Origin of the sequence: Oerskovia paurometabola, assembly GCF_016907365.1 — a bacterium.
GTDB lineage: Bacteria > Actinomycetota > Actinomycetes > Actinomycetales > Cellulomonadaceae > Oerskovia > Oerskovia paurometabola.
Genome location: NZ_JAFBBV010000001.1, coordinates 2,978,521 through 3,005,355, shown reverse-complemented (window position 1 = coordinate 3,005,355; position 26,835 = coordinate 2,978,521). Strand labels below are relative to the sequence as shown.

23 protein-coding genes and 1 riboswitch are annotated in these 26,835 nt (G+C 73.6%); of the genes, 13 read left to right on the top strand and 10 right to left on the bottom strand.

Translation table 11 applies throughout. The features are described 5' to 3' along the window. The first annotated feature begins 1 nt into the window (after window position 1). The 3 genes from JOD48_RS13665 to JOD48_RS13655 all read left to right on the top strand — a co-directional run bounded on the left by JOD48_RS13665 (window position 2) and on the right by JOD48_RS13655 (window position 2,751). The gene (locus JOD48_RS13665; RefSeq protein WP_191788835.1) at window positions 2-1,117 is read left to right on the top strand and encodes an adenosine deaminase; all 1,116 of its coding nucleotides are present in this window, start codon (window positions 2-4) and stop codon (window positions 1,115-1,117) included. Beyond that, window positions 1,114-1,821: a deoxyribose-phosphate aldolase gene (gene deoC, locus JOD48_RS13660; RefSeq protein ID WP_191794385.1), complete on the top strand. Its 708-nt coding sequence runs from the start codon at window positions 1,114-1,116 to the stop codon at window positions 1,819-1,821. Before JOD48_RS13665 ends, deoC begins: the two co-directional genes overlap by 4 nt. 117 nt (window positions 1,822-1,938) lie before the next feature. Further along, complete coding sequence (locus JOD48_RS13655) at window positions 1,939-2,751, top strand: siderophore-interacting protein (protein ID WP_204809543.1); 813 nt, start codon at window positions 1,939-1,941, stop codon at window positions 2,749-2,751. A gap of 55 nt (window positions 2,752-2,806) precedes the next feature. Here JOD48_RS13655 and JOD48_RS13650 read toward each other — a convergent pair whose 3' ends face one another. Beyond that, entirely contained in the window at window positions 2,807-3,451 is a 645-nt protein-coding gene (locus JOD48_RS13650; protein WP_204809542.1) for a response regulator transcription factor, read from the bottom strand. 120 nt (window positions 3,452-3,571) lie between these two features. On the opposite strand from JOD48_RS13650, the gene JOD48_RS13645 reads away from it, so the two are divergent. Then, window positions 3,572-4,525 carry a DUF2332 domain-containing protein gene (locus JOD48_RS13645; protein ID WP_191788839.1) on the top strand — a complete coding sequence of 318 codons (954 nt, stop codon included), beginning with the start codon at window positions 3,572-3,574 and terminating at the stop codon, window positions 4,523-4,525. A gap of 28 nt (window positions 4,526-4,553) precedes the next feature. Here the strand turns inward: JOD48_RS13645 and JOD48_RS13640 are convergent, their stop codons facing one another. Beyond that, the gene (locus JOD48_RS13640) at window positions 4,554-6,002 is read right to left on the bottom strand and encodes a sensor histidine kinase (protein WP_191788840.1); all 1,449 of its coding nucleotides are present in this window, start codon (window positions 6,000-6,002) and stop codon (window positions 4,554-4,556) included. A 171-nt stretch (window positions 6,003-6,173) separates the two neighbouring features. On the opposite strand from JOD48_RS13640, the gene JOD48_RS13635 reads away from it, so the two are divergent. Then, entirely contained in the window at window positions 6,174-6,875 is a 702-nt protein-coding gene (locus JOD48_RS13635) for a DUF4352 domain-containing protein (protein ID WP_191788841.1), read from the top strand. Window positions 6,876-6,980: 105 nt separating this feature from the next. Here JOD48_RS13635 and JOD48_RS13630 read toward each other — a convergent pair whose 3' ends face one another. Both JOD48_RS13630 and JOD48_RS13625 read right to left on the bottom strand, forming a co-directional pair. Beyond that, window positions 6,981-8,813, bottom strand: a complete 1,833-nt coding sequence (locus tag JOD48_RS13630) for a phospho-sugar mutase (protein WP_191788842.1) — start codon at window positions 8,811-8,813, stop codon at window positions 6,981-6,983. Window position 8,814: 1 nt separating this feature from the next. Continuing rightward, on the bottom strand, window positions 8,815-9,654 hold the full coding sequence (locus JOD48_RS13625) for a purine-nucleoside phosphorylase (RefSeq protein WP_191788843.1): 840 nt from the start codon (window positions 9,652-9,654) through the stop codon (window positions 8,815-8,817). Window positions 9,655-9,764: 110 nt separating this feature from the next. On the opposite strand from JOD48_RS13625, the gene JOD48_RS13620 reads away from it, so the two are divergent. Then, complete coding sequence (locus JOD48_RS13620; protein WP_204809541.1) at window positions 9,765-11,213, top strand: NAD(P)H-quinone dehydrogenase; 1,449 nt, start codon at window positions 9,765-9,767, stop codon at window positions 11,211-11,213. Window positions 11,214-11,288: 75 nt separating this feature from the next. On the opposite strand, the gene JOD48_RS20185 is transcribed toward JOD48_RS13620, so the two are convergent. Next, window positions 11,289-13,988, bottom strand: coding sequence for an endonuclease/exonuclease/phosphatase family protein (locus tag JOD48_RS20185; protein ID WP_204809540.1), 2,700 nt, complete (start codon window positions 13,986-13,988; stop codon window positions 11,289-11,291). Between the two features lie 197 nt (window positions 13,989-14,185). Here JOD48_RS20185 and JOD48_RS13610 point away from each other — a divergent pair, with 197 nt between their 5' ends. The 5 genes from JOD48_RS13610 to JOD48_RS13590 are packed head-to-tail and all read left to right on the top strand — an operon-like array spanning window position 14,186 to window position 20,653. Next, window positions 14,186-15,724, top strand: a complete 1,539-nt coding sequence (locus JOD48_RS13610) for a CoA-acylating methylmalonate-semialdehyde dehydrogenase (protein ID WP_204809539.1) — start codon at window positions 14,186-14,188, stop codon at window positions 15,722-15,724. A gap of 13 nt (window positions 15,725-15,737) precedes the next feature. Beyond that, window positions 15,738-17,195, top strand: a complete 1,458-nt coding sequence (locus tag JOD48_RS13605; RefSeq protein WP_191788847.1) for an aspartate aminotransferase family protein — start codon at window positions 15,738-15,740, stop codon at window positions 17,193-17,195. Next, window positions 17,192-18,025, top strand: coding sequence for a nitrilase-related carbon-nitrogen hydrolase (locus JOD48_RS13600; RefSeq protein ID WP_191788848.1), 834 nt, complete (start codon window positions 17,192-17,194; stop codon window positions 18,023-18,025). The genes JOD48_RS13605 and JOD48_RS13600 overlap by 4 nt, the downstream gene beginning before the upstream one ends. Window positions 18,026-18,084: 59 nt before the next feature. Beyond that, entirely contained in the window at window positions 18,085-19,521 is a 1,437-nt protein-coding gene (gene hydA, locus JOD48_RS13595; RefSeq protein WP_204809538.1) for a dihydropyrimidinase, read from the top strand. Window positions 19,522-19,537: 16 nt separating this feature from the next. Further along, complete coding sequence (locus JOD48_RS13590) at window positions 19,538-20,653, top strand: TIGR03842 family LLM class F420-dependent oxidoreductase (protein ID WP_204809537.1); 1,116 nt, start codon at window positions 19,538-19,540, stop codon at window positions 20,651-20,653. Between the two features lie 38 nt (window positions 20,654-20,691). Here JOD48_RS13590 and efeB read toward each other — a convergent pair whose 3' ends face one another. From efeB to JOD48_RS13570, 4 genes are all read right to left on the bottom strand, one after another. Then, window positions 20,692-22,095 (bottom strand): iron uptake transporter deferrochelatase/peroxidase subunit, encoded by a 1,404-nt coding sequence (efeB, locus tag JOD48_RS13585; RefSeq protein WP_204809536.1) that lies wholly within the window; start codon window positions 22,093-22,095, stop codon window positions 20,692-20,694. Window positions 22,096-22,108: 13 nt separating this feature from the next. After that, window positions 22,109-23,329, bottom strand: a complete 1,221-nt coding sequence (efeO, locus tag JOD48_RS13580; RefSeq protein ID WP_204809535.1) for an iron uptake system protein EfeO — start codon at window positions 23,327-23,329, stop codon at window positions 22,109-22,111. Beyond that, on the bottom strand, window positions 23,326-24,201 hold the full coding sequence (gene efeU, locus JOD48_RS13575; protein WP_204809534.1) for an iron uptake transporter permease EfeU: 876 nt from the start codon (window positions 24,199-24,201) through the stop codon (window positions 23,326-23,328). Before efeU ends, efeO begins: the two co-directional genes overlap by 4 nt. A 271-nt stretch (window positions 24,202-24,472) precedes the next feature. Beyond that, complete coding sequence (locus JOD48_RS13570) at window positions 24,473-25,249, bottom strand: methyltransferase domain-containing protein (RefSeq protein ID WP_204809533.1); 777 nt, start codon at window positions 25,247-25,249, stop codon at window positions 24,473-24,475. A 129-nt stretch (window positions 25,250-25,378) separates the two neighbouring features. Beyond that, a riboswitch (guanidine-III (ykkC-III) riboswitch) is annotated at window positions 25,379-25,446 on the top strand. Between the two features lie 13 nt (window positions 25,447-25,459). Here JOD48_RS13570 and JOD48_RS13565 point away from each other — a divergent pair. Continuing rightward, window positions 25,460-25,774, top strand: coding sequence for a DMT family transporter (locus JOD48_RS13565; RefSeq protein WP_138823905.1), 315 nt, complete (start codon window positions 25,460-25,462; stop codon window positions 25,772-25,774). A 1-nt stretch (window position 25,775) separates the two neighbouring features. Further along, window positions 25,776-26,156, top strand: coding sequence for a DMT family transporter (locus JOD48_RS13560; protein ID WP_204809532.1), 381 nt, complete (start codon window positions 25,776-25,778; stop codon window positions 26,154-26,156). 108 nt (window positions 26,157-26,264) lie between these two features. On the opposite strand, the gene JOD48_RS13555 is transcribed toward JOD48_RS13560, so the two are convergent. Next, the gene (locus tag JOD48_RS13555) at window positions 26,265-26,807 is read right to left on the bottom strand and encodes an NUDIX hydrolase (RefSeq protein WP_307824151.1); all 543 of its coding nucleotides are present in this window, start codon (window positions 26,805-26,807) and stop codon (window positions 26,265-26,267) included. Window positions 26,808-26,835: the final 28 nt, after the last annotated feature.

Sequence of the window (26,835 nt, the reverse complement as noted above, 5' to 3'; positions counted from 1 at the left end):
CATGACCTCCACACCCTCCTCCGTGAGCGAGACCGTCGCGGCGATCGCCGCGCTCCCCAAGGTCGTCCTGCACGACCACCTCGACGGTGGGCTTCGGCCCCAGACGATCATCGAGCTCGCCGCCGAGATCGGGCACGACCTGCCCGCGACCGACGCCGACGCGCTGGGCGCCTGGTTCGTCGAGTCGGCCGACTCGGGCTCGCTCGTGCGCTACCTCGAGACCTTCGACCACACGATCGCCGTGATGCAGACGCGCGACGCGCTCGTGCGGGTCGCGCGCGAGTCCGTCCTGGACCTCGCCGCCGACGGCGTCGTGTACGCCGAGCAGCGGTGGGCCCCCGAGCAGCACCTGCGCGCCGGCCTGAGCCTGCAGGACACGGTCGACGCGGTCCAGGCCGGGCTCGAGGAGGGCGTCGCCCTCGTGGCGGCGCAGGGTCGCACGATCCGTGTCGGCCAGCTCGTGACCGCAATGCGGCACGCCGACCGCTGGCAGGAGATCGCCGAGCTCGCCGTGGCCAACCGGGGCAACGGCGTCGTCGGGTTCGACATCGCGGGCGCCGAGGACGGCTTCCCGCCCTCGCGCTTCCCGGGCGTGTGGCAGTACCTCGCGGACCAGAACTTCCCCGTGACGATCCACGCGGGCGAGGCCTCGGGCGTCTCGTCGATCGCCGAGGCCGTCCACCTGGGCCAGGCCTCGCGCGTCGGGCACGGTGTGCGCCTCATCGAGGACATCTCGTTCGACGAGCACCACGGCACCGCGGCCCTGGGGCAGCTCGCCCACTGGGTCCGCGACCACCAGATCCCGCTCGAGCTGTGCCCCGTCTCGAACCTGCAGACCGGTGCGGCGGCGACCTCGATCGCGGCGCACCCCATCACGCGGCTCAAGGAGCTCGACTTCGCGGTCACGCTCAACACGGACAACCGCCTCATGTCGGGCACGTCCATGACCCACGAGATGACGCTGCTCGTCGAGCAGGCCGGCTGGACGCTCGAGGACCTCTACGACGTCACGGCCACGGCCGCGTGGAGCGCCTTCATCCACCACGACGAGCGGCGCGCGCTCATCGACGACGTCATCCTTCCCGGTTACCAGGAGATCCAAGGAGCACAGCTGTGAGCACCCCCGGCACGTCCCCGCTGGACCGCGCGGCCCTCGCGCAGTTCGTCGACCACACCCTGCTCAAGCCCGAGGCCACCCGCGCGGACTTCGAGGCGCTCGTCGACGAGGGCGTCGCGCTCGGCGTCTACTCGGTGTGCGTCTCGCCCTCGGTCCTGCCGCTCGACGGCAAGGGCCTGAAGATCGCGACCGTGTGCGGGTTCCCGTCCGGGACGCACCACAGCGAGGTCAAGGCCGCCGAGGCGGCCCGCTCGATCGCCGACGGCGCGGACGAGGTCGACATGGTCATCGACCTGGGTGCGGCCAAGGCAGGCGACTGGGCGTACGTCCAGTCCGACATCGCGGCCGTCCGAGCCGCAGTCCCTGCCCCCAAGGTCCTCAAGGTCATCATCGAGTCCGCCGCGCTGACGGACCACGAGATCGTCGAGGCGTGCCGCGCCTCGGAGGCCGCCGGTGCCGACTTCGTCAAGACCTCCACGGGCTTCCACCCGGCCGGCGGCGCCTCGACGCACGCGGTGTCCATCATGGCCGAGACGGTCGGCGGACGCCTCGGGGTCAAGGCCTCGGGGGGCGTGCGGACGCTCGCCGACGCGCTCGCCATGATCGAGCACGGTGCGACGCGCCTGGGCCTGTCGGGCACCGCCGCGGTGCTCGCAGGCTTCGACGGGGTCGAGCCGGCCGAGGGCGGCGCAGGGGGTTACTGACCTGTTCTCACGGATCGAGGGGTGGCCGAGCCTGGACGGGCGGTCACCCCTCGGTGCATCCGGGGTTAGGCTAGCCTCACTTCGTCATCGCGGGCGGAGCGCACCCTGGAGGACCGTATGACCGACCCTGCCCCCCGCAAGCCCGAGCGCGTCGCGACCCACGCCGTGGTCGTGCGCACCGAGCGCCTCACGCCGCACATGATCCGTGTGGTCCTCGGGGGAGAGGGGCTCGACGGCTTCGACCCCGGCCCGCACACCGACCGCTACGTCAAGCTGCTCTTCCCGGCCGCGGCCGGCCCCGAGGGACGCGTCCCGATGCGCACCTACACGATCCGCTCGTGGGACCCCGCGGCGCACGAGCTGGCCATCGACTTCGTCGCGCACGGCGACGAGGGCCTCGCGGGCCCCTGGGCGTCCGCCGCCCGGCCCGGTGACACGATGTCCTTCTACGGCCCCGGTGGCGACTACGCGCCGTCGGGCGGCTACGACTGGCACCTGCTCGTGGGCGACGAGAGCGCCCTGCCCGCCATCGCGGCGGCCCTCGAGGCCGTGCCCGACGGCGCACCCGTCCTCGCGGTCGTCGAGGTCGCCTCGGCAGCGGAGGAGCAGACCCTCACGTCGCCCGGGGACCTCGACCTGCGCTGGGTCCACCGGGACGCCCACCCGGACCGAGCGCCCGGCGAGGTCCTCGTCGAGGCCGTCGAGGCGCTCACGTTCCTGCCCGGGCAGCCCCAGGTGTTCCTGCACGGCGACGCCGGGTTCGTGCGCACGCTGCGCCGCCACCTGCGCCTCGAGCGCGGCGTGCCCGTCACGGCGCTCTCCGCGTCCGGCTACTGGCGTCGCGGGCGCACCGAAGAGGGGTGGCGCGCCGAGAAGGCCGACTGGAAGGCCGCCGTCGCGCTCGACGAGGAGCCCGCGCTCCACACCTGACGGTTCCTCAGCGCCGAGCCGACGGCGGCCGCAGCGGACGCGCTGAGCGGTGTGCTCAGCGGGCGCGCTCGACCGCGATCGCGAGCGCGACCCGGTTGGGAAGGTCGAGCTTGGTCATGGCGCGGCTCAGGTGCGTCTTGACCGTCGCCTCGGCGCAGTAGAGCCGCTCGCCGATCTGCGCGTTGCTCAGCCCTTCCGCGACTCCCTGGGCGACCGCCCGCTCACGCTCGGTGAGCCGACCGACGAGCGCGCGGGCACGCTGCTGCTCGCTGCTCACCTGCCCCTGCGCGACCCGCGTGACGACGTAGCGGACGACCCGCGGCGCGAGCACCGACTCGCCACCCGCGACCGCGAGGACTCCGCCGATGAGCTCGTCCGGCGAGGCGTCCTTGAGGAGGAAGCCGCCCGCCCCCGACTCCAGCGCCCCCAGGACGTCGGTGTCGCTCTCGAAGCTCGTCAGGACCAGCACGACCGGGGGATCGGGGAGGGCCCGCAGGGCGCGCGTCGCCTCGACCCCCTGGACCCGCGCCATGCGCAGGTCCATGAGCACGACGTCAGGACGGTGCGCGAGGAACGCCGGGACGGCCTCGTCGCCGTCGGTCGCCTCTGCGACGACCTCGATGCCGGGGTTGCTCGAGAGGATGAGGCGCAGGCCCGTACGGACGAGCGCGTCGTCGTCGACCAGGAGGACTCGGATCACGCGTCGATCGTAGGGGGTGGCGCCCACGGCCTCCTCCTCCGCGGCGTCCGAGCCGGCCGCCGGTCGTGTGCAGCCCGGGCGGGCCTGCGGCGTGCGCCGGGTCGGCTACGCTCTGGGCGCATGACGTCGCTGGCGGAGGCATACGTGCGGTGGGCCGACATCGAGACGCGCGGGTCGTCCCCGTCGTACGAGGGATGGGCGCGCGCGATCGCGGGCGACGACCAGGTGCTCGCCCTCATCGAGGCCCTGCCCGCCCGCAAGCGGCAGCCCAACCTCGTCTTCGCCGCGGCCCGGACGGCGGGCGCCCCGCTCGACGTCTACCAGCGGTTCCGCCCGTGGCTCGTCCAGCACTGGTCCGACGTCGTGGACATCGTGCTCGCCCGTTCCACCCAGACCAACGAAGCGGCGCGCTGCGCAGTCCTCCTGCCCGAGCTGGCCCGCCTCGAGGGCCCGCTCGCGCTCGTCGAGGTCGGCGCGTCCGCAGGACTGTGCCTCTACCCGGACCGGTACTCCTACCGCTACCGCACGCCGGACGGCGTCGTCACGCTCGACCCCGTCCCGGGTCCCTCGCCCGTGGTGATCGAGTGCAGGATCGACGACGAGAGCGCGGCGCCGACGCGGCTGCCCGACGTGGTGTGGCGAGCGGGCATCGACCTCAACCCGCTCGACGTCCGCGATCCCGACGACGTCGCGTGGTTGCGGGCCCTCGTGTGGCCCGAGCACCACGACCGTCGCGAGCGCCTCGAGGCCGCGTGCGCACTGGTGGCCACCGAGCCCCCGCACCTCGTCCGCGGAGATCTCCTCGACGACCTCGACGCGCTCCTGGGGTCCGCGCCCCCGGACGCGCACCTGGTGGTCTTCCACAGCTCGGTGCTCACGTACGTCGAGCCCGCGCCTCGACAGAGGTTCGTCGAGCGCATGCGCGGGCTCGACGGGACATGGATCTCCAACGAAGGGTCCCTGGTGCTGGAGTCCTCCGCCGGTCTGGTGCACGACGGCAGGACCGTGCTCACCGTGGACGACGTCCCGGTCGCGCGGGCGGACCCGCACGGGCGGGGACTCGTGCGCCTGTGAGGGAGGACCGCACGCGTGCGGCGTGCGGTCAGGGCCGGCGACCCGCCGTGGCGGGCGGCGGTTCACCGAGGTCGACGACGTCGCTGACCCACGGCAGCCACACCTCGACGACGAAGCTGCCGTCTCGCGGCCCGACCGTCGACCGTCCCCCGAGCAGCTTGACCCGCTCGGCGATGCCCGTGACCCCCGCGCGGCTCCCGGGTGCTCGCGGGCCCGGCGACTCCGGGAGCACGTTGGTGACGCGCAGGCTCACACCGCTCGCCGGGGTACCGCCGAGATCGATGAGGACCTCGCTCCCCGGCGCGTGCTTGTGCACGTTGGTCAGCGACTCCTGGAGGATCCGGTACGTCGCGCGCGCGACCTGCGGGCCGACCGACGAGGCGTCGTCGAAGACCACGGTCGCGACCAGGCGCGTGCCTGCGGCCCGCGTCGTGGCGAGCAGTGCCGACAGGTCCGCCAACGTCCCGCCCGCGCGTCGGGCCTGGCGCTGGGCCAGCCCGTCCGGATCGCGCAGGATCTCGATCAGGTCCCGGAGGTCCTCGAGCGACCGGTGAGCGTTCTCGCGGACCACCTTGGCCGCGTCGCGCAGCTGCCCGTCCTCCTCGGGGACCGACACCTCGAGCACCCCCGAGTGCAACGAGACGAGCGAGAGGCTGTGGGCGAGCGTGTCGTGCACCTCGCGGGCGATCAGGTGCCGTTCCTGCTGGCGGGCCACCTCCTCCTGCTGCCGGGTCACCTCGTCCCGCAGCCTCTCGGCCTCGGCGTCCTGCCGGGCGACCTCGTCGCGCAGGTGCTCGGCCACGACCTCGTGGCGCTGCACCTCGCCCCGGAAGCGACCGACCTGGTAGTGAGCCCGGCGGGCCCAGCCCACGCTGACCGAGAGCGCGAGACCCGCGACGAGCAGCACCACGTAGACCCAGGCCGCCGCGCCCACGGGCGTCTGGGAACCCGTGGGGGTGAACGAGAAGATCTGCTGCTCGGGCGCACGGAGCAGGTCCCGCCCGAGGGCGACCGTCGTCGCGAGGGCGGTGAGCACGCCGAGGATCCAGCCCTGCCGGGCCGGGCGCGACGAGATCACCCAGGACAGCGCGACGAGCGCCCCGACCGCGTCGAGCGGGAAGACCAGCGCGCCCGCGCACGCGACCAGGCACACCGCGACGGGGTAGCGGCGCCGGAAGACGAGGAGGGTCGCGACGCCGAGCGCGTACATCCAGCCGAGGGCGACCCAGAGCACCGTGCCTCCGCTGGGGGCGGCGCCGTCGACCATCCCTCCCGCCGACCCCGCGAAGGCGATGCACAGCGTCGAGGCGACGAAGGAGGCGACCACGATCCAGACCGTCGCGACCCTCGACCACCACCGACGCCCGGCGGTCGGGCGGTCGGGGACCGCGCCGGGCGGGCTCGGCGGCACGGGCCCGCCGCGCGGCGGCGTCGCACGGGGCCAGGAGGAGCCCGGGGGTGGGTACGGGGTGGTCACGGACCCAGCGTAGGGAACACCGCCGACGGCGTGGTCCACCGACCAGGTCGGCGGCCCCGTCCGCGTGTACGACTTTCGGTGCGCAGGCCGTAGCCGTTCCGCCGACGCGCCCGCGCGGCGTGAGGCGATGAAGTGGTCCCGTACCGATCCGGAACCACGAGAGGCCCTCCCATGAGCAACGACCCTGCGCAGCAGCCGCCCGTCCAGCAGTACCCGCACCAGCCGCACGCCCCGCAGCAGCACCCGGGCCAGCCCTACCCCGGGCAGCCCTACCGGGGGCAGCCGGAGCCCGCCCCGCGGAAGTCGTTCTTCGCCCGGCACAAGGTCCTCACGGTCTTCCTGGCGATCGTCGCGCTGATCGTCGTCGTGTCGGTCGCCTCGAGCCTCGGCGGCGGTGACACGACCACGGGGACGGCCGGCACCGCGGACACGGCGGGCGGTGCGCAGGCTCCGGCCGCCGCAGCCCCCGAGGAGACCGTCCCTGGCCTCGGCACGGCGGTGCGCGACGGGAAGCTCGAGTTCACGGTCACGGCCGTCGAGCCGGGGGTCACGAACGTGGGCGACGAGTTCCTGAGCGTGGACGCGCAGGGGCAGTTCGTCCTGGTGCACGTCACGGTGACGAACATCGGGGACGCTGCCCAGATGTTCGACGCGAGCTCGCAGAAGTTGTTCGACACCCAGGGACGCGAGCACTCGGCCGACTCGACGGCCGGGATCTACCTCGGGGACGCCAACAGCTTCCTCAACGACATCAACCCCGGGAACTCGATCCAGGGCGTCGTGGTGTTCGACGTGCCTGCCGACGCGGTGCCGGCGAGCGTCGAGCTGCACGACTCGTTCATGTCGGGCGGCACGACGGTCGCGCTCGGCTGACGGCCGGGAGGGCCCGCCGCGCACGACGAAGGCCGTCGCCCGCTCCTCGCGGAGGGGGCGACGGCCCTCGTCGTCACGGGGTCGCGGCGCCGGGCGCCTGCGCCGTCAGATGCCGAGCGCGGCCGCGACGTCCTGGCGCACGTGGTCGAGGCGTGTCCGGGCGAAGGCGCGGGCGGCCGTGAGGTCGTCGTAGCTCGCGTCGGGCGCGACCGGGACGATCACCTCGAGGTAGCACTTGACCTTGGGCTCGGTGCCGCTGGGGCGGACGATGACCCGGGTGCCGTCCGCGGACAGCAGCCGGACGCCGTCGGTCGGCGGCAGCCCGTCCAGACCCTCGGACAGGTCGACGACGTCGCTGACCCCCGAGCCCGCGAGCGTGCGCGGAGGCGCCGCCCGCAGCCGGGACATGGCCGCCGGGATCTGGTCGAGGTCGGTGAACCGGGCCGAGAGCTGGTCGGTCACGTGCAGACCGTGAGCACGGGCCAGGTCGTCGAGCGCGTCGACGAGCGTGCGCCCCTCGGCCTTGAGGCGGTTCGCGAGCTGGGCGAGGAGCAGGGCGGCGCTGATGCCGTCCTTGTCCCGCACGACCTGCGGGTCGACGCAGTAGCCGAGCGCCTCCTCGTAGCCGTAGACCAGGCCGTCGACGCGCGAGATCCACTTGAACCCCGTGAGCGTCGCGGAGTAGCCCAGCCCGTGGCTGTCGGCGATCTTGCGCAGCAGCCGCGAGGACACGATCGAGCTCGCGAAGAACGGGGTCCCGTGATCGGCGCGGACGCGCCCGTCGTGTGCCGCCCGTCGGCCGATCTCCTCGCCGAGCAGCGATCCCACCTCGTCGCCGTGCAGCATGCGCCACCCGTTCGACCGGGCGGTCTCGGCCCCCTGGTACGTCCCGACGCGCGGGTCGTACACCGCCAGGGCGCACCGGTCCGCGTCGGGGTCGTTCGCGATGACGAGGTCCGCCTTGGCGTCCTGCGCGTACGCGAGCGCGAGGTCGATCGCGCCGGGCTCCTCGGGGTTGGGGAAGGCGACGGTCGGGAACAGCGGGTTCGCCTCGAACTGCTCGGCGACGCTGATGACGTCGGTGAACCCCGCGTCCTCGAGGACCCGGTTGAGCACCTCGCCGCCCACTCCGTGCAGCGGGGTGGCGACGATGCGCAGGTCGCGAGCGGCGCCGTCGGACAACCTGCCCACGGACTCGACGTAGCCGAGCGCCAGGTCGCGCCCCAGGACCGTCCAGCCGTCGGTCGCGCGGGGAACCTGCGCGGCCACGGGGGAGCGGTCGATCGCGGCCGCGATCTCGGCGTCGTACGGGGGCACGATCTGCGCCCCCTGGCCCGAGTCCGTGACCACGCGGCCGCCGAGGTACACCTTGTAGCCGTTGTCGGCCGGAGGGTTGTGGCTCGCGGTCACCATGACGCCCGCGTCGGCGCCCAGGTGGCGCACCGCGTAGGCGAGCACGGGCGTCGGGAGCGCGGACGGCAGGATCGACGCCTCGACGCCCGCGGCCGTGAACACCGCGGCGCTGTCGAGCGCGAACGTGTGCGAGTGGTGACGGGCGTCGTACCCGATGACGACACGCGGCGTCTGCCCCGGCAGGGCGTCGCGCAGGAACGACGCGAGGCCCGCAGCGGCCCGGATCACGACCGCACGGTTCATCCGGTTGGGGCCCGCCGCCATCTCCCCGCGCAGGCCCGCGGTGCCGAACTGGAGCGTGCCCACGAAGCGGTCACGCAGCTCGGCTCGTGCCCGGGCGCGCACCTCGTGGTCGCGCGGGTCGGGGGAGTCGGCCTCCGCGAGGAGCGTGCGCAGCTCGGCCTGGTCGCGCGGCTCGGGGTCCGCCTCGATCCAGGCCTCGACCTGCGCCAGGAAGGACGCGTGGCCCTGCCCGGCCTCGTAGCCGGGGTCGTCCACGTCGAGGGAGTCGTGGGGGTTCGTCATGTCACACCAGCTTCGCGATCTCGGCGAGCAGGGAGCTGATCCGGGGGCCGGCCGCCTGGCCGGCCTCGATGACCTCGCCGTGCGAGAGCGGCGTCGGGCTGATGCCCGCGGCGAGGTTCGTGACCAACGAGATGCCCAGCACCTCGAGCCCCGCGTGACGCGCGGCGATGGCCTCGAGCGTGGTCGACATGCCGACCAGGTCCGCCCCCAGGATGCCCGCCATACGCACCTCGGCCGGGGTCTCGTAGTGCGGTCCGGGGAACTGGGCGTACACGCCCTCGCCGAGCGAGCCGTCGACCGACCGGGCCAGGTCCCGCAGGCGCGGGGAGTAGAGGTCCGTCAGGTCGACGAACGTCGCGCCCTCCAGGGGCGACGTCGCGGTGAGGTTGAGGTGGTCACGGATGAGGACCGGGGTGCCCGGGCCGTGGTCGAGGTTCAGGCCGCCGCACCCGTTGGTGAGGATGACGGTCTGCGCGCCGGTCGCCGCCGCGGTCCGCACGCCGTGCACGACGTGCCGCACGCCCTTGCCCTCGTACAGGTGGGTGCGCGAGCCGAGCACGAGCGCGTGGCGGACCGAGCCGTCGGCGCGCTCGATGCGGATCGAGCGCGTCGTCGCGACGTGGCCGGCGACGGCAGGCTTGGAGAACCCGGGGATCTCGTTCGTGGGGATCTCCGCGACGACGTCGCCCAGGAGCTCTGCCGCCCCGCCCCAGCCCGACCCGAGCACGAGGGCGACGTCGTGGCCCTCGATCCCGGTGGCTTCGGCGATGTGGTCCGCAGCGGCGCGGGCCACGAGGAACGGGTCGGTCGTGGGGTCGTCGAGAGACAAGGTCGTCGTCATAGGACGAGGCTATCCGTTCTGGGGCGCAGCGCCGCGCGGAACGCCCGTCCTCGCCTCATCGGGTCGCGGTGTCCGCATGCTGACACGAACGCACCTCGGATGCTGACAGAATGGCACCCGTGACGAACGAGAACCCCGACCTGCAGGCCACCCGCATCGTGATCCTGGGCGGTGGACCCGGAGGCTACGAGGCGGCGCTCGTCGCCCGTCGGCTCGGTGCCGACGTCACCGTCGTCGAGCGCCAGGGGCTGGGCGGCGCCGCCGTGCTCACCGACGTGGTGCCGTCCAAGACCCTCATCGCGACGGCCGACTGGATGACGATCGCCGACCGTGCCGCCGACCTCGGTATCCGCCTCCCCGTCGACACGGTCAAGGCCGCGCACCCCGCGATGCGCCGCCACATGGTCGACCTCGACGCCGTCAACACCCGCGTCATGGCGCTCGCGGCCGCGCAGTCCGCCGACATCCACGCCCGCCTCGAGCGCGAGGGCGTGCGCGTCCTGATCGGGCAGGGGCGCCTCGAGAGCCCGTCCCGCGTGCACGTCACGCTCCAGGAGGACGGGGCCGAGGTCCCGGTCGACGCCGACGTGATCCTGCTCGCGCTCGGCGCGACCCCCCGCGTCCTGCCGACCGCGATCCCCGACGGGGAGCGCATCCTCACGTGGACCCAGCTCTACAACCTCAAGGAGCTCCCCGAGCGCCTGATCGTCGTGGGCTCGGGCGTCACGGGCGCCGAGTTCGCGGGCGCCTACAACGCGCTGGGCTCCGACGTCGTGCTCGTCTCGAGCCGCGACCGCGTGCTGCCGGGCGAGGACGCCGACGCGGCCGAGCTCATCGAGGGCGTCTTCCGCTCGCGCGGCATGACGGTCATGTCGCGCACGCGCGCCGAGGCCGCCGTGCGCACCGACGAGGGCGTCGAGGTCACGCTCGCCGACGGTCGCGTGGTCAAGGGCTCGCACGTGCTGCTGGCCGTCGGGTCCATCCCCTCGACCGCGGGCATCGGCCTCGAGGAGGCCGGCGTGCGGCTGACCCCGAGCGGCCACGTGCAGGTCGACAAGGTCTCCCGCACCTCGGTGCGCGGCATCTACGCGGCCGGTGACTGCACGGGCATCCTGCCGCTCGCCTCGGTCGCGGCGATGCAGGGCCGCGTGGCCATGTCGCACGCCCTGGGCGACGCCGTGAGCCCCATCAAGCTGCGCACGGTCGCCGCGAACATCTTCACGGCCCCCGAGATCGCGACGGTCGGGTACAGCGAGGAGAAGCTCAAGGAGCAGGGGTCGAGGTACGTGACCACGACGCTCCCGCTGGCCCGCAACCCGCGCGCCAAGATGCTCGGCATGCGCGACGGGTTCGTCAAGCTGTTCGCGCACCCCGAGGCGAGCGTCGTCCTGGGCGGCGTCGTCGTGGCCCCGCGCGCGAGCGAGCTCATCTTCCCCATCACTCTCGCGGTCGCGCACCGCCTCACGGTCGACGACGTCGCGGAGGCCTTCACGGTCTACCCGTCGCTGTCCGGGTCGATCGCCGAGGTCGCGCGCATGCTGCACCACCGCGAGGACTGAGGCGCGGGCAGCGGCGGCCAGCGGGGCCGACGGCGCCCGGCCGGCACGGGCAGCGGCGTCGAGCGTTGCCGCCCGCTACCCGGCCGGGGCGGGCTCCGGCTCCTGCCCGGGTCGCACCACGGTCACGAGCGGGCGGTGGTCGGACGAGACGTCGTCCAGGACCCTGAAGCGCTCGAAGGTCATGCCCGACCCGAACATCCAGTCGATGCGGTGGCGCGGTGCGTCGGCCGGCGACGTGAGGTCGTCGGGGTTGCCCGCCGTGTCCTGCCCGCTGACCAGGCCCTGCGACTCGACGAGGGTGATCTCCTCCCAGTCCGGCTCGGCGTTGAAGTCCCCCGCGAGCAGGTACGTCCCGTCGACCGGTTCGGCGGCGAACAGCGCGTCGAGCTGGTCGAGCCGGGTCGGCGTGCTCTGCTCGCGGTGCTGCAGGTGCACCGAGGTCACGCGCACACCGCCGGCCCACGCGGTCTCCGTCCCTGCCCGCGGGGCCACGGTCGCCGAGATCGCCGAGCGGTGCTGAGGGCCCGCACCGAACGGGAGCGCGAGACGGGAGACGTCGGCCACGGTGACCGCCGCCGGGTCCCACAGGATCGCGTTCCCGAACTGGCGGTCGGCGGCCCCGACGAAGGCGACCTCCATGTCGGTCGCGCGCGCGAGGTAGCTCGCCATGTCGACGCCGCCGCCCAGCACCCAGCCGCGCGAGACCTCCTGGAGCGTCACGACCTGGGCGCCCGAGTCACGGATGGTCGCTGCGACGTCGTCGAGCTCGACCGACGGCGTCGCGCTGACCCCGTAGTGCAGGTTCCAGTCGAGGACGACGAGTCCCGGCTCGGCGCCAGCCGCCGGGCTGCCCGACGTGCCCGTCGGCAGGTCGACGAGCTGCACGGCAGCGCCGCCCGCGGCCAGCACGGCGACCGCGGCGACGACGGGCAGGGCGACCCGCACGCTCGGCGGAGCGACACGCGCTGCCGCTGCGGTGCCCGCGGCGGCCTGCGGCAGGAGACGGGTGCGGCGCAGACCCGCGGCCCCGATCGCGAGCGCGACCAGGACCGGCACGACGGCGTTGGGCACGGGCAGCGGGACGTCGTAGTCGAGCTGGTAGACCAGGAGCGGGAGGATGAGCCCCAGCCCGACGGCGGTGCTCGCCCCGGCCAGTCGCAACCAGCCGATGTCCTGGGCGGGGCGGGTGAGGGCGTGCACCACGGCGTCGGTCGCGGCGACGGCGAGGCCGACGATGCACACCAGGAGCGCCCAGGAGAGCAGGCCGTCGAGCACCTCGGTCCGGCCGGGCAGCGCGAAGACCACGAGGGCGAAGGCGAGGAGGGCCACGAGGTCGGCGCACCGTCCCAGTGCCGACAGGAGGGCGTTGCCCCCGGGGCGGCTCGACCGAGCCGTGCCTCGAACGGTGGTCAACCCGACCATGAGGGCCATCGTCGCGACGGCACCCGCGGCCACCGACAGCGGGAGGCCCGTCTGGGAGGCGATGAAGGCCGGGTTGCCGAACACCAGGACACCCAGCGCCAGGTACGGACCGAGCACCCAGAACCCGCGGGCCCCGGGGGCGGCGGTGTCGCGGCGCAGCAGCCACGCCGAGACGACCGCCATGCCGCCGAGCGCGAGGGGAGCCACCCAGGAGAGCGGCCCCGTGCGCCAGTACGCGTCCCACGTCCCGTGGAGCAGGCTCACCCCCGCGGCGCCCAGCACCCCCAGCGAGACGCCCAGCGCGACCATCCGGCCGTTCGCGAGCGGTGTCCAGGCACCCGCGACCCGCTCGGGGGAGTCGTCGGCGGGGACCGGACGGACACCGCTCACGAACGCGGCCACGATGACGAGCGTGGCGACCGCGAGCGCGGTGCCCCCTAGCCCCAGCCCGTAGCGGGCCGACCCGAGCACGCCGTCCGCGCCGGCGGCGACCCCGAGCCCCTGCAGACCCAGCCGCCAACCGACCAGGGCGAGGACCGCTCCGAGCGTGACCCGCCCCGAGATCGGCAGCCGCGCGGCGATGATCGTCACGGCGAGCGCGGGAGCGGCGTAGGTGATCAGGGCCGTCCCGGCCGCGATGGTCACGCCGGAGGCGAAGGCGCGGTCCAGCAGCGGGCCGCTCGCCCGGATCATCTCGACCGCGATCGCCGTGACCACGGTGAGCAGGAGGAGGCGGGCTGCGTTTCCGCGCCCGAGGCGCGTCACGTGCCGGGCCGCGTGGGAGATCTGGCGACGGGTCGGGAACGGCGTCGAGGAGCTGACTGCGGCGGTGGGGACGCTGCCCTCGGTGCTGGGCGGGGGCCCCGTGAGGGTGAGCGTCGGCTGGGTGTGCGACGAGGCTCCCTCAGAAGGGTCCTCGACCTCGCGAGAGGCCCCGACGGACCTCCTCGGGGACGGCGCGTCGGGTCCGGCCGGGGCTGCCTGGACTGCCGGCACGTCGGTGCCCGGCGCCGGCGCCGGTGCCAGAGTCGGGGCGAAGCGTGCTGCGCGCTCGCGCCAGGCCGAGGGCGGCGGTGACGGCTCGGCCGACACCTCGACCCGTTCCCAGGCCGTGGCACCGGTCGTGGTGGGCAGCGCCGCTGTCGCCGGGCGTGCGGTGGGCAGCGCGCCGGTGGGGGTCGGTGAGCGCCACGACGTGCCCGCCTGGCGCTCCAGGGCGGCCTGCTCGGCAGCGCGTCGCTCGGCGCGGGTCATCGGCAGTGCGGGAGCGGGGTCCGGTCCGGGAGGGAGAGGCCCTGTCGGGGCTCGGCCGTCGCCCGGGTCGTGGCTGCTCGTGCGGTGCTCGTCGGTCACGGCCCGACCGTACCCGGGCCCGGTGGCGCGACGACAGCGGCACGCACGGCGGCGCGGCGCTCCAGCACGCTTCACCCGGGCAGACCCCGAGCGGTGTGATCGACCTCACACCAATGGCGTCCTCGTGCCACACTGAGACTCAGTCGTCGACGACCCGGGCCGCCGCCCTGCGTGCCGTACCCGGGAGGGAGGCCAGCATGACGAGCAGCACCCCCGAGCAGACCCCAGGGGTGATCGGACACGTCGTCGGTGGCCGACGCGTGGACGAGGCGCAACGGTACGGAACCGTCCACGACCCGGCGACCGGACGCGTCACGGGGCGCGTGGCCCTCGCCTCGCCGGCCGACGTGGACGCGGCCGTCGCAGCGGCGGTCGCGGCCTTCCCGGGCTGGTCCCGGACGGGCCTGTCGCGGCGCGTCGAGATCCTGATCGCGTTCCACGAGCTGCTGCGCGGGCACCGGGACGAGATCGCCCACCTGGTCTCGGCCGAGCACGGCAAGGTCGTGTCCGACGCCGAGGGGGAGGTGGCGCGGGCGCTCGAGAACGTGGAGTTCGCGGCCGGGATCCCGCACCTGCTCAAGGGGGGCTTCAGCCAGCAGGTCTCCACGGGCGTGGACGTGCACGAGGTCAAGCAGCCGCTGGGCGTCATGGTCGGCATCACGCCCTTCAACTTCCCGGCCATGGTGCCGCTGTGGATGATCCCGACGGCCATCGCGTGCGGCAACACGTTCGTCCTCAAGCCGAGCGAGCGCGACCCGTCGGTCTCGTTGCTCGTCGTGCGCCTCCTGGCCGAGGCGGGTCTGCCCGACGGCGTCGTCAACGTGGTGCAGGGCGACCGGGTCGCGGTCGACCGGCTCCTGGAGCACCCCGACGTCGCCGCGATCAGCTTCGTCGGCTCCACGCCCGTCGCCCGCCACGTCTACGAGACGGGCACGCGCCACGGCAAGCGGGTCCAGGCGCTGGGCGGGGCGAAGAACCACCTGGTCGTCCTGCCCGACGCCGAGCTCGACGCCGCGGCGGACGCTGCGGTCTCGGCGGGGTACGGGTCCGCGGGCGAGCGGTGCATGGCGATCTCGGTCGTGGTCGCGGTGGGCGACGTCGCCGACGCCCTCGTCGAGGCGATCCGGACGCGCGTGGCGGGGCTTGTCGTCGGGCCGGGGAACGACCCCGCCTCCCAGATGGGGCCGCTCATCACGGCCGAGCACCGGGACCGGGTCGCGGCGCGCGTGGGCAGCGCGGTCGAGGAGGGGGCGGTCCTGGTCCTGGACGGGCGGGACGGGCCGCCTGTCGGGCCGGGGCCGGACGGGCAGGACACGAGCGGCGGGTTCTTCCTGCGACCCAGCCTCGTGGACCACGTGCGACCCGAGCACACGGTGTACCGCGAGGAGATCTTCGGGCCCGTGCTCTCGGTCGTGCGCGCCGAGACGTTCGACGACGCCCTGCGGCTCGTCAACGAGAACCCGTACGGCAACGGCGCGGCGATCTTCACGCGAGACGGGGGAGCGGCCCGACGCTTCGAGGTCGAGGCGCAGGCCGGGATGATCGGGGTCAACGTCCCCATCCCGGTACCCGTCGGCTACTACTCGTTCGGCGGCTGGAAGGGCTCGCTGTTCGGGGACTCGCACATGTACGGGCCCGAGGGCATCCACTTCGCGACCCGGACCAAGGTCGTGACGTCGCGGTGGCCGGACCCCGCGACCAGCAGCATCGACCTGGGCTTTCCGCGGACGCGGTGAGGGGCGGGGCGAGATGAGCGACGCGACGAGACGGACCGGGCGGGCCGGGCGCGACGACGCCCACGTCTTCTACTCGTGGTCCGCGCAGGAGCTGATCAGCCCCGTGACGATCGCAGGCGGGGAGGGGGCCTGGTTCTGGGACGAGCAGGGCACGCGCTACCTCGACTTCGCCTCGCAGCTCATCAACCTCAACCTGGGCCACCAGCACCCCGCGCTCGTGGGCGCGATCCAGGCGCAGGCCGGACGCCTCGCGACCGTCGCGCCCTCGTTCGCGAACCCGGTGCGCAGCGAGCTCGCGCGCCTGATCGTCGAGCGTGCACCGGGCGGCGCCGACGGCGGGCTGAACCGGGTGTTCTTCACGAACGGGGGCGCCGACGCCGTCGAGAACGCCGTGCGCCTCGCCCGGCGTCACACGGGTCGGCAGAAGGTCCTCGCCGCCTACCGCTCCTACCACGGCAACACCGGGACGGCCGTGACCGCGACGGGCGACCCGCGGCGCTGGCCCAACGAGGTGGACCCGGGGGTGCGGCACTTCTTCGGGCCGTTCACCTACCGGTCGGCGTTCGGGGCCGCGACCGACGCCGACGAGTGCGTCGCGGCGCTGCGCCACCTGCGCGAGGTCGTCGAGCTCGAAGGGCCCGCGACGATCGCCGCGATCCTGCTCGAGACCGTGGTCGGGACCAACGGCGTGCTCGTGCCCCCCGACGGCTACCTCGCCGGCGTCCGCGAGCTGTGCGACGAGCACGGCATCCTGTACGTCGCGGACGAGGTCATGGTGGGCTTCGGGCGCGTGGGCGAGTGGTTCGCCGTGGACCACTGGGACGTGGTGCCGGACCTCGTGGTCTTCGCCAAGGGCGTCAACTCGGGCTACGTCCCGCTCGGCGGGGTGATCGTGTCCGAGCCCGTCGCCGCGAGCTTCGACCGCACCCCGTTCCCCGGCGGGCTGACCTACTCGGGCCACCCGCTCGCGTGCGCGCCCGGCGTCGCGAGCATCCACGTGTTCGAGGAGATGGGCATCCTCGACCGGGTCCGGTCGCTGGGTGAGCGGGTCCTGGGCGACCGGCTGCGCGACATGGCCGCCCGGCACCCCAGCGTGGGCGAGGTCCGTGGCCTCGGGTTTCTCTGGGCGATCGAGCTCGTCCGCGACCAGGTCACGCGCGAACGCCTCGTGCCGTTCCAGGGCACGCCCGAGCAGAACGCCCCCATGGCCGAGGTCGTCGCCGCGGTGACCTCGGGCGGCGTCTGGCCCTTTCCGCAGGTCAACCGCCTGCACCTCGCCCCGCCCCTCGTCACGTCGGTCGAGGACCTCGAGCACGGCCTCGACGTCGTCGACGCGGCGCTCGACGTCGCCGACCGGTACGTCGTCGAGCCGGCTCAGCACCGGCGACGCGCCGTGTCGTCGGCGCCGTCGGCCGAGCACAACGGTCACCGCCCGCGTCCTGCCCAGCCCCCACCCGAGGAGACCCCATGATCGTGCGTGCCGCCCTCACCCAGGTCCGCTGGACCGGCGACCAGGAGTCCATGGTCGCGGCCCACGAGACGCAGCTGCGCCTCGCCGCGGACCAGGGGGCGAAGGTCATCTGCTTCCAGGAGGTGTTCAACGCGCCCTACTTCCCCCAGGTCGAGGACGCCGCGTTCTACTCCTACGCCGAGTCCGTCCCGGGCCCGACGACCGAACGCTTCGCGGCCCTCGCCCGGGAGCTGGGCATCGTGGTCGTGCTGCCCGTGTACGAGCTCGAGCAGCCCGGGATCCTCTACAACACCGCGGCCGTGATCGACGCCGACGGCCGCTACCTCGGCAAGTACCGCAAGACCCACATCCCGCACCTGCCCGGGTTCTGGGAGAAGTTCTACTTCCGCCCCGGGAACCTCGGCTACCCGGTCTTCGACACCGCGGTCGGGCGGATCGGGGTCTACATCTGCTACGACCGGCACTTCCCCGAGGGGTGGCGAGCGCTGGGGCTCGCGGGGGCGACCATCGTCCTCAACCCGAGCGCCACGAGCCGCGGCCTGTCCAACTACCTGTGGCGGCTCGAGCAGCCCGCGGCGGCCGTGGCCAACGAGTACTTCGTCGGAGCCATCAACCGGGTCGGCTTCGAGGAGCTGGGGTCGAACGACTTCTACGGCACGAGCTACTTCGTCGGCCCCGAGGGGGCCTTGGTGGGGGAGCCGGCCGACGCCTACGAGGAGGAGCTCGTGGTGCGCGACCTCGACCTCGACCTGCTGACCGAGGTCCGCAACCGGTGGCAGTTCTACCGCGACCGCCGCCCCGACGCGTACGGCCCGCTGACCGCGCCCTGACGCCGTCCTAGCCGGCCCAGCCGACCCCGCACCGACCGACGAACGAGAGGACGCACGCCATGGCACTGACCCTCATCACGGGTGGCACCGTCGTCGGGCCCACGGGGCGCTCGCGGGCCGACGTCCTGCTCGACGGCGAGCAGGTCGCCGCGCTGCTGCGACCGGGCGACACGTCGCTCGGCGTGGACCTCGCCTCGGTCGCGCAGACCGTGATCGACGCGACCGGTAAGTACGTCATCCCGGGCGCTGTCGACCCGCACACCCACATGGAGCTGCCGTTCGGCGGCACGGCCGCCTCGGACACGTTCGAGACGGGGACGCGCGCCGCGGCCTGGGGAGGCACGACGACGATCGTCGACTTCGCGGTCCAGCGCACCGGGGAGCGGGTCCAGGACTCGCTCGCCGCCTGGTTCGCCAAGGCCGAGGGGAACTGCGCCGTCGACTACGGCTTCCACCAGATCCTCGGCGGGGTCGACGACGACTCGCTCAAGGCCATGGACGAGCTCGTGGCCGAGGGCATCACGAGCTTCAAGCTCTTCATGGCCTACCCCGGGGTGTTCTACAGCGACGACGGGCAGATCCTGCGAGCCATGCAGAAGGCCGCGACCAACGGGTCGCTCGTCATGATGCACGCCGAGAACGGCATCGCGATCGACGTCCTCGTGCGTCAGGCCCTCGACCGCGGCGACACGGCCCCGTACTTCCACGGCACCACGCGCCCGTGGGAGACCGAGGAGGAGGCCACGCACCGCGCGATCATGCTCGCGCGCCTCGCGGGCGCCCCGCTCTACGTGGTGCACATGTCGGCCAAGCAGGCCGTGGCCACGCTCGCGCGGGCCCGCGACGACGGGTGGAACGTGTTCGGCGAGACGTGCCCCCAGTACCTGTACCTCTCGCTCGAGGAACAGCTCGGGGCGCCCGGGTTCGAGGGGGCCAAGTGGGTGTGCTCGACCCCGCTGCGCTCGCGGGCCGAGGAGCACCAGGAAGAGCTGTGGCGCTACCTGCGCACGGGCGACCTGTCGGTCGTGAGCACCGACCACTGCCCGTTCTGCTTCAAGGAGCAGAAGGAGCTCGGGCTCGGCGACTTCTCGAAGATCCCCAACGGGATCGGCGGCGTCGAGCACCGCCTCGACCTCGTCTACCAGGGCGTCGTCGACGGGCGGATCTCGCTCGAACGCTGGGTCGAGCTGTGCTGCACGACGCCGGCACGCATGTTCGGCCTCGGCGACCGCAAGGGCGTGCTCGCCCCGGGAGCCGACGCCGACGTGGTGGTCTACGACCCCGCCGGGCACACCTCGATCGGCTACCCCTCGGACGGCAACGGCAAGACCCACCACATGAACATGGACCACTCCGCGTGGGAGGGCTTCGAGATCGACGGGCACGTCGACGTCGTGATCTCGCGCGGAACGGTCCTGATCACCGGCGGCCAGTACCACGGGCACCCCGGGCACGGTCGGTACCTGCGCCGCAGCACCTCGGCCTACCTGCGATGACGGGCGGGAACCAGCCATGACCGCAGCAGGCACCGCCGCGCGCCTCGACCTGGGCGTCGTCCTGCAGACCAACCCGCCCGCCTGGCGCGTGGTCGACCTCGCGCGGCGCGCCGAGCTCCACGGGTTCAGCCACGTGTGGACGTTCGACTCCCACCTGCTGTGGCAGGAGCCGTTCGTCATCTACTCCCAGGTCCTGTCCGCGACCCACCGCGTGACCGTGGGGCCCATGGTCACCAACCCCGCGACGCGGGACGTGACCGTGACCGCCTCGCTCTTCGCGACCCTCAACGACATGTTCGGCAACCGCACCGTCTGCGGGATCGGTCGCGGGGACTCCGCGGTCCGGGTGACCAACGGCAAGCCCGTGACCCTGGCCGAGCTGCGGGCAGCGGTCACGACCATCCGGGGGCTCGCCGGCGGGCAGTCGGTCGAGTACCACGGCACGACCCTGCACCTGCCGTGGGCCCCCGACAGCCGCACCCCCGTGTGGGTCGCGGCCTACGGCCCGCGTGCGCTGGCGCTCGCGGGCGAGGTCGGGGACGGCTTCATCCTCCAGCTCGCCGACCCCGACATCGTGGCCTGGTCGATCGACGCGGTGCGCCAGGCGGCCGAGCGGGCCGGCCGCGACCCGGCCGAGGTGACCATCTGCGTGGCCGCACCCGCGTACGTGACGGACGAGGCGCCGTCGGGCACGGGTGGGAGCGCGGGCGGGCGGTCGCTCGCCCACGCCTACGACCAGTGCCGCTGGTTCGGCGGCATGGTCGGCAACCACGTCGCGGAGATCGTCGCGCGCTACGGGGCGGGGGACGGCACGGGCACAGGGCTGGGTGGCGGCGGGCCGAGCATCCCCCGCGCCCTGACCGACTTCGTGGCCGGGCGCGTCGACTACGACTACAACGAGCACGGTCGTGCGGGGAACACGCACACCGCGTTCGTGAGCGACGAGATCCTGGACCGGTTCTGCCTGATCGGGCCGCCCGCGCGGCACGTCGAGCGGCTGCTCGAGCTCAAGGCCCTCGGCGTCGACCAGTTCGCGCTCTATCTCCAGCACGACGCGAACGACGAGACGCTCCAGGCGTACGGCGAGCTGGTCCGCCCGGCCGTGCAGGGGGCGGGCCGGGTCAGGGAGTGAGCGGGCCGCGCCCGTGGTGCCCGGGCGCGGCGGACGGCTCAGGAGAACAGGTCCTGACCGACGAACGCGCCCTGGGCCCCGCCCAGCGTGGCGCCCTCGGCGACCCCGCGCGGCACGGCCCAGATCCCCGACCCCGTGTGCCGCAGGTACTCGCTCATGAGGTCGTGCTTGGCGAGCGCGTTCTGCAGGGGCACGTACTGCGTGGCCGGGTCGCGCACGTACGCGAGGAAGAACAGCCCCGCGTCGAGCCTGCCCAGCCCGTCCGAGCCGTCGGTGTAGTTGTAGCCGCGGCGCAGCATGCGCGCCCCGCCGTTGCTCGTGGGGTGCGCGAGGCGCACGTGCGAGGCCGGGTCGATGAGCGGGGCGCCGCCGCGGCCCGCCGCCTCGAAGTCGGGCTCGGTCCGCTCCTCGCCGCCGGACAGCGGAGCCCCCGAGCCCTTGGTGCGGCCCACGATGGTCTCCTGCTCGCGCAGGGGAGCCCGGTCCCACGTCTCGATCGTCATGCGGATGCGGCGCGCGACCAGGTACGAGCCGCCCGCCAGCCAGTCGGCTCCGTCGGCCCCGTCGCCCGGGGCGACCCACACGTGCTCCTCGATCGCCGCCGACTCCTCGGACGTGATGTTGGCCGTGCCGTCCTTGAAGCCGAACAGGTTCCGGGGCGTGGGCTGGGTCGTCGTGGTCGACGACGTGCGCCCGTAGCCGAGCTGGCTCCACCGCACCGACGCCGTCCCGAACGCGATGCGCGCGAGGTTGCGGATCGCGTGGACCGCGACCTGCGGGTCGTTCGCGCACGCCTGGACCGCGAGGTCACCGCCGCAGCGCGCGTCCTCGAGCATGTCGCCCGGGAAGTGCGGCAGGTCCGCGAGGAGGTCGGGCCTGCGCCCGTCGAGGCCGAAGCGGGCCGACCCGTCGGCGGCCGTGAAGAACGAGGGGCCGAACCCGAACGTGATCGTCAGCCTGGAGGCAGGCAGCCCCTCGGCCTCGCCCGTGTCGTCCGGCGGCGCGTCGTACGGACCCGACATGGGCCCGAACTCCCCGGCGGGCAGGCCCTGCGTCATGCGCGAGGCCGCGAGCGTCCAGGCGCGCAGCAGCGCGACCACCTCGTCGCGGTCCTGGGTCGTGACGTCCCAGGTCGCGAAGTGCAGGCTGTCCTGGACCGGGGTCGTGATCCCGGCCTGGTGCTCGCCCGCGAAGGCGTACGCGCCGTCCCCCTCGGCGGGGCCCGCGCTGGGCGCCGCGGTGCGGGCCGCGGCGTTCCCGGCCGCGAAGCCGCCGGCGAGCCCCGCCCCGGCCAGCCCGACGCCGGCCATCCCCAGGAGCGCGCGCCGCGAGATGCGGCGCGCCTCGTGCGCGGGTTCGGCAGGTCCCGCCGGGGCGCCGGGCGAGGAGGGACGGGAGTCGGGCTGGTCGGGCTGGTCGGGCTGGTCAGGCACTGTCGTCATGTCGCGTCGGTCCTCAGAGCACCACGGCGGCGGTGAGCTGCGAGAGCGGCTCGCTCAGCGAGTCCACGGCCTGCGAGAGGGCCTTGACCTGTTCGGGCGTCAGGTCGGTGTAGAGCACGAACCCGTCGCCCTGCCGCTGCTCGTCGAGCAAGCCCTGAAGGGCCTGGAATCGCTCGTCGAGCGTCGTGGCGAGCTTCTCGTCCTTGGCCGAGACCACGTCGCGCAGACCGTCGTAGGCGACCTTGGCGCCGTCGACGTTGGCCTGGAAGTCCCACAGGTCGGTGTGCGACCAGATCTCCTCCTCGCCCGTGACCTTGCCCGTCGCGACCTCGTCGAGCAGGCCCTTGGCGCCGTTGCCGATCGCGGGCGCGTCGATGCCGTCCGCGAACGACGCCTCGTGCGTGCGGTCGAAGAGCTCCTGGGTGTCGGCGAGGAGCTGGTCGGCGTACTGCGCGCGCTGCTCGGGCGTCAGCGCCACGTAGGTCTCGCCGCCGTTGGCGTCGGGCGCGGGCTGCCACAGGTCCTTCTCGAGCAGGTGCCAGCCGGTCCACTCCTGGCCCTCTTCGAGGTCGGCCTCGCGCAGGTCCATCTTGGGGTCGAGGTCGCCGAACGACTCGGCCACGGGCTCGATGCGCTCCCAGTGGACGCGCACCGGGGCGTAGAGGGCCTTGGCGGCCTCGTCGTCGCCCGCCTCGTACGCGGTCACGAACTCCTGGGTGCCCTCGAGGAGCTGCTCGGTCTGGTCCTTGACGTACGCGACGTAGTTGGTCGAGGCCAGGGCGATCTGGTCGGCGACCGCGCCCGTGGGTTCGACGTCCGCGCCCGAGTCGGTCACGGTGAAGTCGGAGCGGATGCCGTCGCCGATCATGCCGGGCTTGCACGCGGTGACGTACTGCCCTGGCTTGGCGGTGAGCACCAGGTCGCGGCTGATGCCGGGGCCGATGTTCTCGACCTCGGACACGATGCGCAGGCCGTCCTCGGCGAGCAGGTAGAACTCGGTCACGTCGTCGCCCGTGTTGGTCACGGTGAAGACGATGTTGCCCGAGGGGGCCTCTGCGGCCGAGAGCGTGCACGCGTCCGCCGACGAGTCGACCGTGAGCTTCGCGGAGCCGGCCGCGGAGCCGCTCGCGCCGCCGGGGGCCGGGTCGTTGGGCGTGCAGGCGGCCAGGACGGGGACGAGCAGTGCGGCAGCGAGCAGCGGCGCTGCGACGCGGGTGGCCCGTGAGCGGGTCATCGGTTTCCTCCGGGAGTCGTGATGGCAGGTGCCGGGGTGCTGGCCTGCGCGGGGGCACTGCTGCGAGGCGCGCTGAACCAGACGGTCCGGACGAAGAAGAACAGCGTGGGGACGAGGTAGAGCCACCAGGCGGCGAGCTCGAGCCAGGTGGTCGCGGGGGAGAAGTTGAAGACGCCCTTGAGGACCGTGCCGTACCAGCTCGAGGGCGGGATCTGCGCGCTGACGTCGAACGCAAGGTTGTGCAGCCCGGGCAGGATGCCGGCCTCCTGGAGGTCGTGCACGCCGTAGGCGAGCACCCCGGCGGCGACGACGATCAGGAACACGCCGGTCCAGGCGAAGAAGACGCGCAGGTTGAGCCTCACGGCACCCTTGTAGACGGCCCAGCCGAGCACGACGGCGACGGCGAGCCCCAGCACCGCGCCGAGCAGCGGCTTGGTCGTGGTGCCCGTGGCCTGGGCGCCGGCCCAGAGGAACAGGGCGGTCTCGAGGCCCTCGCGCCCGACGGCGAGGAGCGCCATGACGACGACGGCCCACCTCCCGGCGGCGACGGCGTCGTCGAGCTTGTGCTGGAGGTCGGCCTTGAGGTGCCGGGCGGTCCTGCCCATCCAGAAGATCATCCAGGTGATGAGGCCGACCGCGAGGATCGACAGCGTCCCGCCGATGGCCTCCTGGGCCTCGAACGTCAGCCCTTGCGGCCCGTAGGTCAGGGCTGCGCCGAAGCCGATCGAGACGACCACGGCGATGCCGACGCCGAGCCAGAGGAAGGGGAGCAGGTCGCGCCGTCCGGTCTTGACCAGGTAGGCGACGAGGATGCTGACGACGAGCGCGGCCTCGAGACCTTCACGCAGGCCGATGAGGAAGTTGGCGAACACGGGAGTCCTTCGACGGGTCGCGGGGCGGGGAAGCCCGGGAGCCGGAGGCCGTGGCGGCCGGTGGTCGCAGCGGTGGGGCCCGGCCGACTTGGGACTCGCGTCCTAGTTTGGTAAGGCTTGCCTTCCTCCGCGAGAACAGTACTCCTGTCGTCGGGGTGCGCGAACCCGCGTCCGCGTGACTCGCCCCACACGGCGGCGCCGCGTCGGGTCGGGCGACCATCGGGCGCGGCGCTGGTGCGCCGCGCCCCAGGGGCGCGAGGGGCGCGAGGGGCTAGGCCGGCGGGCGGTCGGCCACGACCACGAAGAGAGTCACCGACGCGAAGAACGGCTGCGTCGCGAGGTGCTCGGTCCAGCGTGCCCCCGCACGCTCGCGCAGGTATCCCGCCTCGACGGCTCGGCGGGCGACCCGTGCCAGGCCCAGGACCCTGTCCGCCTCGCGGACGTCGCGGAAGACGGCGGTCACGGGGACGACGCGCTCGACCGTGAAGCCCGTCCGTTCGGCGAGGCCGGTGAGCCGGCGCCCGATCCTGCCGTTGCGGACGACCTGCTCGACGACGAAGCGTCCGTAGGCGTCGCTCGTCGCGGCGTCGGGGCCGTCGACGACGAGCGTGCCCCAGTCCGGCTCCGCGAGCACCGCGCGACCGCCGGGGCGAAGGACCCGGAACGTCTCCGCGAGGACGAGCCCGGGATGCGCCACGTGCTGGAGCACCCTGTCGGTGTGTGCGCGGTCGACGCTGCCGTCGGCGAGGTCGAGGCGGTGGACGTCCGCCTCCTCGACCCGGACGGTGGCCAGGTCGCTGACCCGCTCGCGGGCCCGGGCCACGGCGTCGGCGTCGTGGTCGAGCCCGAGGACGCTCCCGGTCGGCCCGACCGCCTTCGCGTACGCGAGCAGGTCGGCACCCGGGCCGCAGCCCAGGTCGAGCACGTCGAGGCCGTCGTGCAGGTCGAGCTGGGCCGTGGCGAGAGCCTTGTAGCCCCGGCCCAGGTCGGAGGCGGCGAGGCGCATCAGGTAGTCGTCGGGAGGGGAGGGCTCGAAGGCGGTCGACATCCGACGATCCTGGCGGGACGGCCGTACCCGAAGGTGGAGGCCGGTCGGGGAGCGAGGGGTGGCCGTGTGAAGCCACGGTGGTAGACGCGACGATCCCTGGCCAAGACGACACGATGTCGGTACGCTGGTACCAAGTTCCTCCGACGAGGGACGCGCGGACGAGGGAGCAGTACCCGCACGGACAAGACTGACTCAGAGGGGTTACTTGTCATGGCTTGGGTTGTCCTCGTCCTCTCCGGGATGCTGGAGGCCGTCTGGGCGACGGCGCTGTCCGCATCCGAGAACTTCACGCGCAGACGGCCGACGGTCGTCTTCCTCGTCTCCCTGACGCTGAGCATGGTCGGTCTCGCCTGGGCGATGACCTCCTTGCCCACCGGCACCGCGTACGCGGTCTGGGTCGGCATCGGGGCGACGCTCACGGTCGTCTGGGGCTTCATCACCGGTTCCGAGACCTTCACCTGGCTGCGCGGGCTCCTCCTGGTCCTGCTCGTCGGGTCCGTGGTCGGCCTCAAGGTGGTGAGCTGACATGCCGTGGATCGTCCTGCTCGTCAGCGCCGTGTTCGAGGCCGTCTGGGCCACGGCCCTCGGCAAGTCCGACGGGTTCTCGCAGCTCGTCCCGTCGATCGTCTTCTTCGTCGCGCTCGCCGTCAGCATGGGCGGGCTCGGCTGGGCCGTCAAGCACATCCCGATCGGCACCGCGTACGCGGTGTGGGTCGGGATCGGCGCGGCCCTGACCGTGTCCTACGCGATCCTCACCGGTGACGAGTCCGCCTCGGTCGGCAAGGTCGTCTTCATCGCGGGCATCATCGCCGCGGTCGTGGGGCTCAAGCTCGTCCCGCACGGCCCCGCGAAGAAACCTGCGACGCCCGGACGCGGGGCGGAGGCGTCCGGGACCGGCACCCCGTAGAGACCGCGCCACCGCACGGCCCGTGACCACCCGCACAGCGGGCGGTCACGGGCCGTGCGTGCATCCGGAGGACTTCCGGCGACGGGCTCCGCTCCGGCGGCGCCCTGGTCAGGCGACCTCGGCGAAGCGCCCCACGAGCTCGGGCCACGCGTCCCGGAACGCCTCCAGCAACGGGAGCGAGAGGACGTCACCGACCGCGACCCACGCGATCTCCAGGCTCTCCGCGTCGGTCGCGCGGGCTTCGAGGTGCGCGCCGTGCACGACTTCCGCGAGGACGGTCGTGTACCGCCAGGGCCCGTGGTCCAGGACCCGGTCGCCCACGATCGTCACGAGCGCGGGATCGACGCCCGCCTCCTCGTGCGCCTCGCGCAGCGCGCCCTGCTCGGGCGTCTCGTCGGGATGGATCGCGCCGCCGGGCACGCCCCACGTGCCGCCCTGGTCGCTCCAGGGAGCCCGGTGCTGGAGGAGCACGTGGCTCACGCGGCCGTCCTCGTCCCGGCGGGCGACGAGCAGCCCCGCGGCGCCCGCGAGCCCCCAGTGCCGCCTGCCGCACGTGCACTCGACCCACCCGTCCCCGGGCTGGAGGTGGCGCGGTGCGTGCGGGGTGTCGGCTGCGTCGCGGGGAGGCGTGGGTTCGGTCGGGATCGTCACGGTCCCACCCTGCCATCCGGGCGAGTCC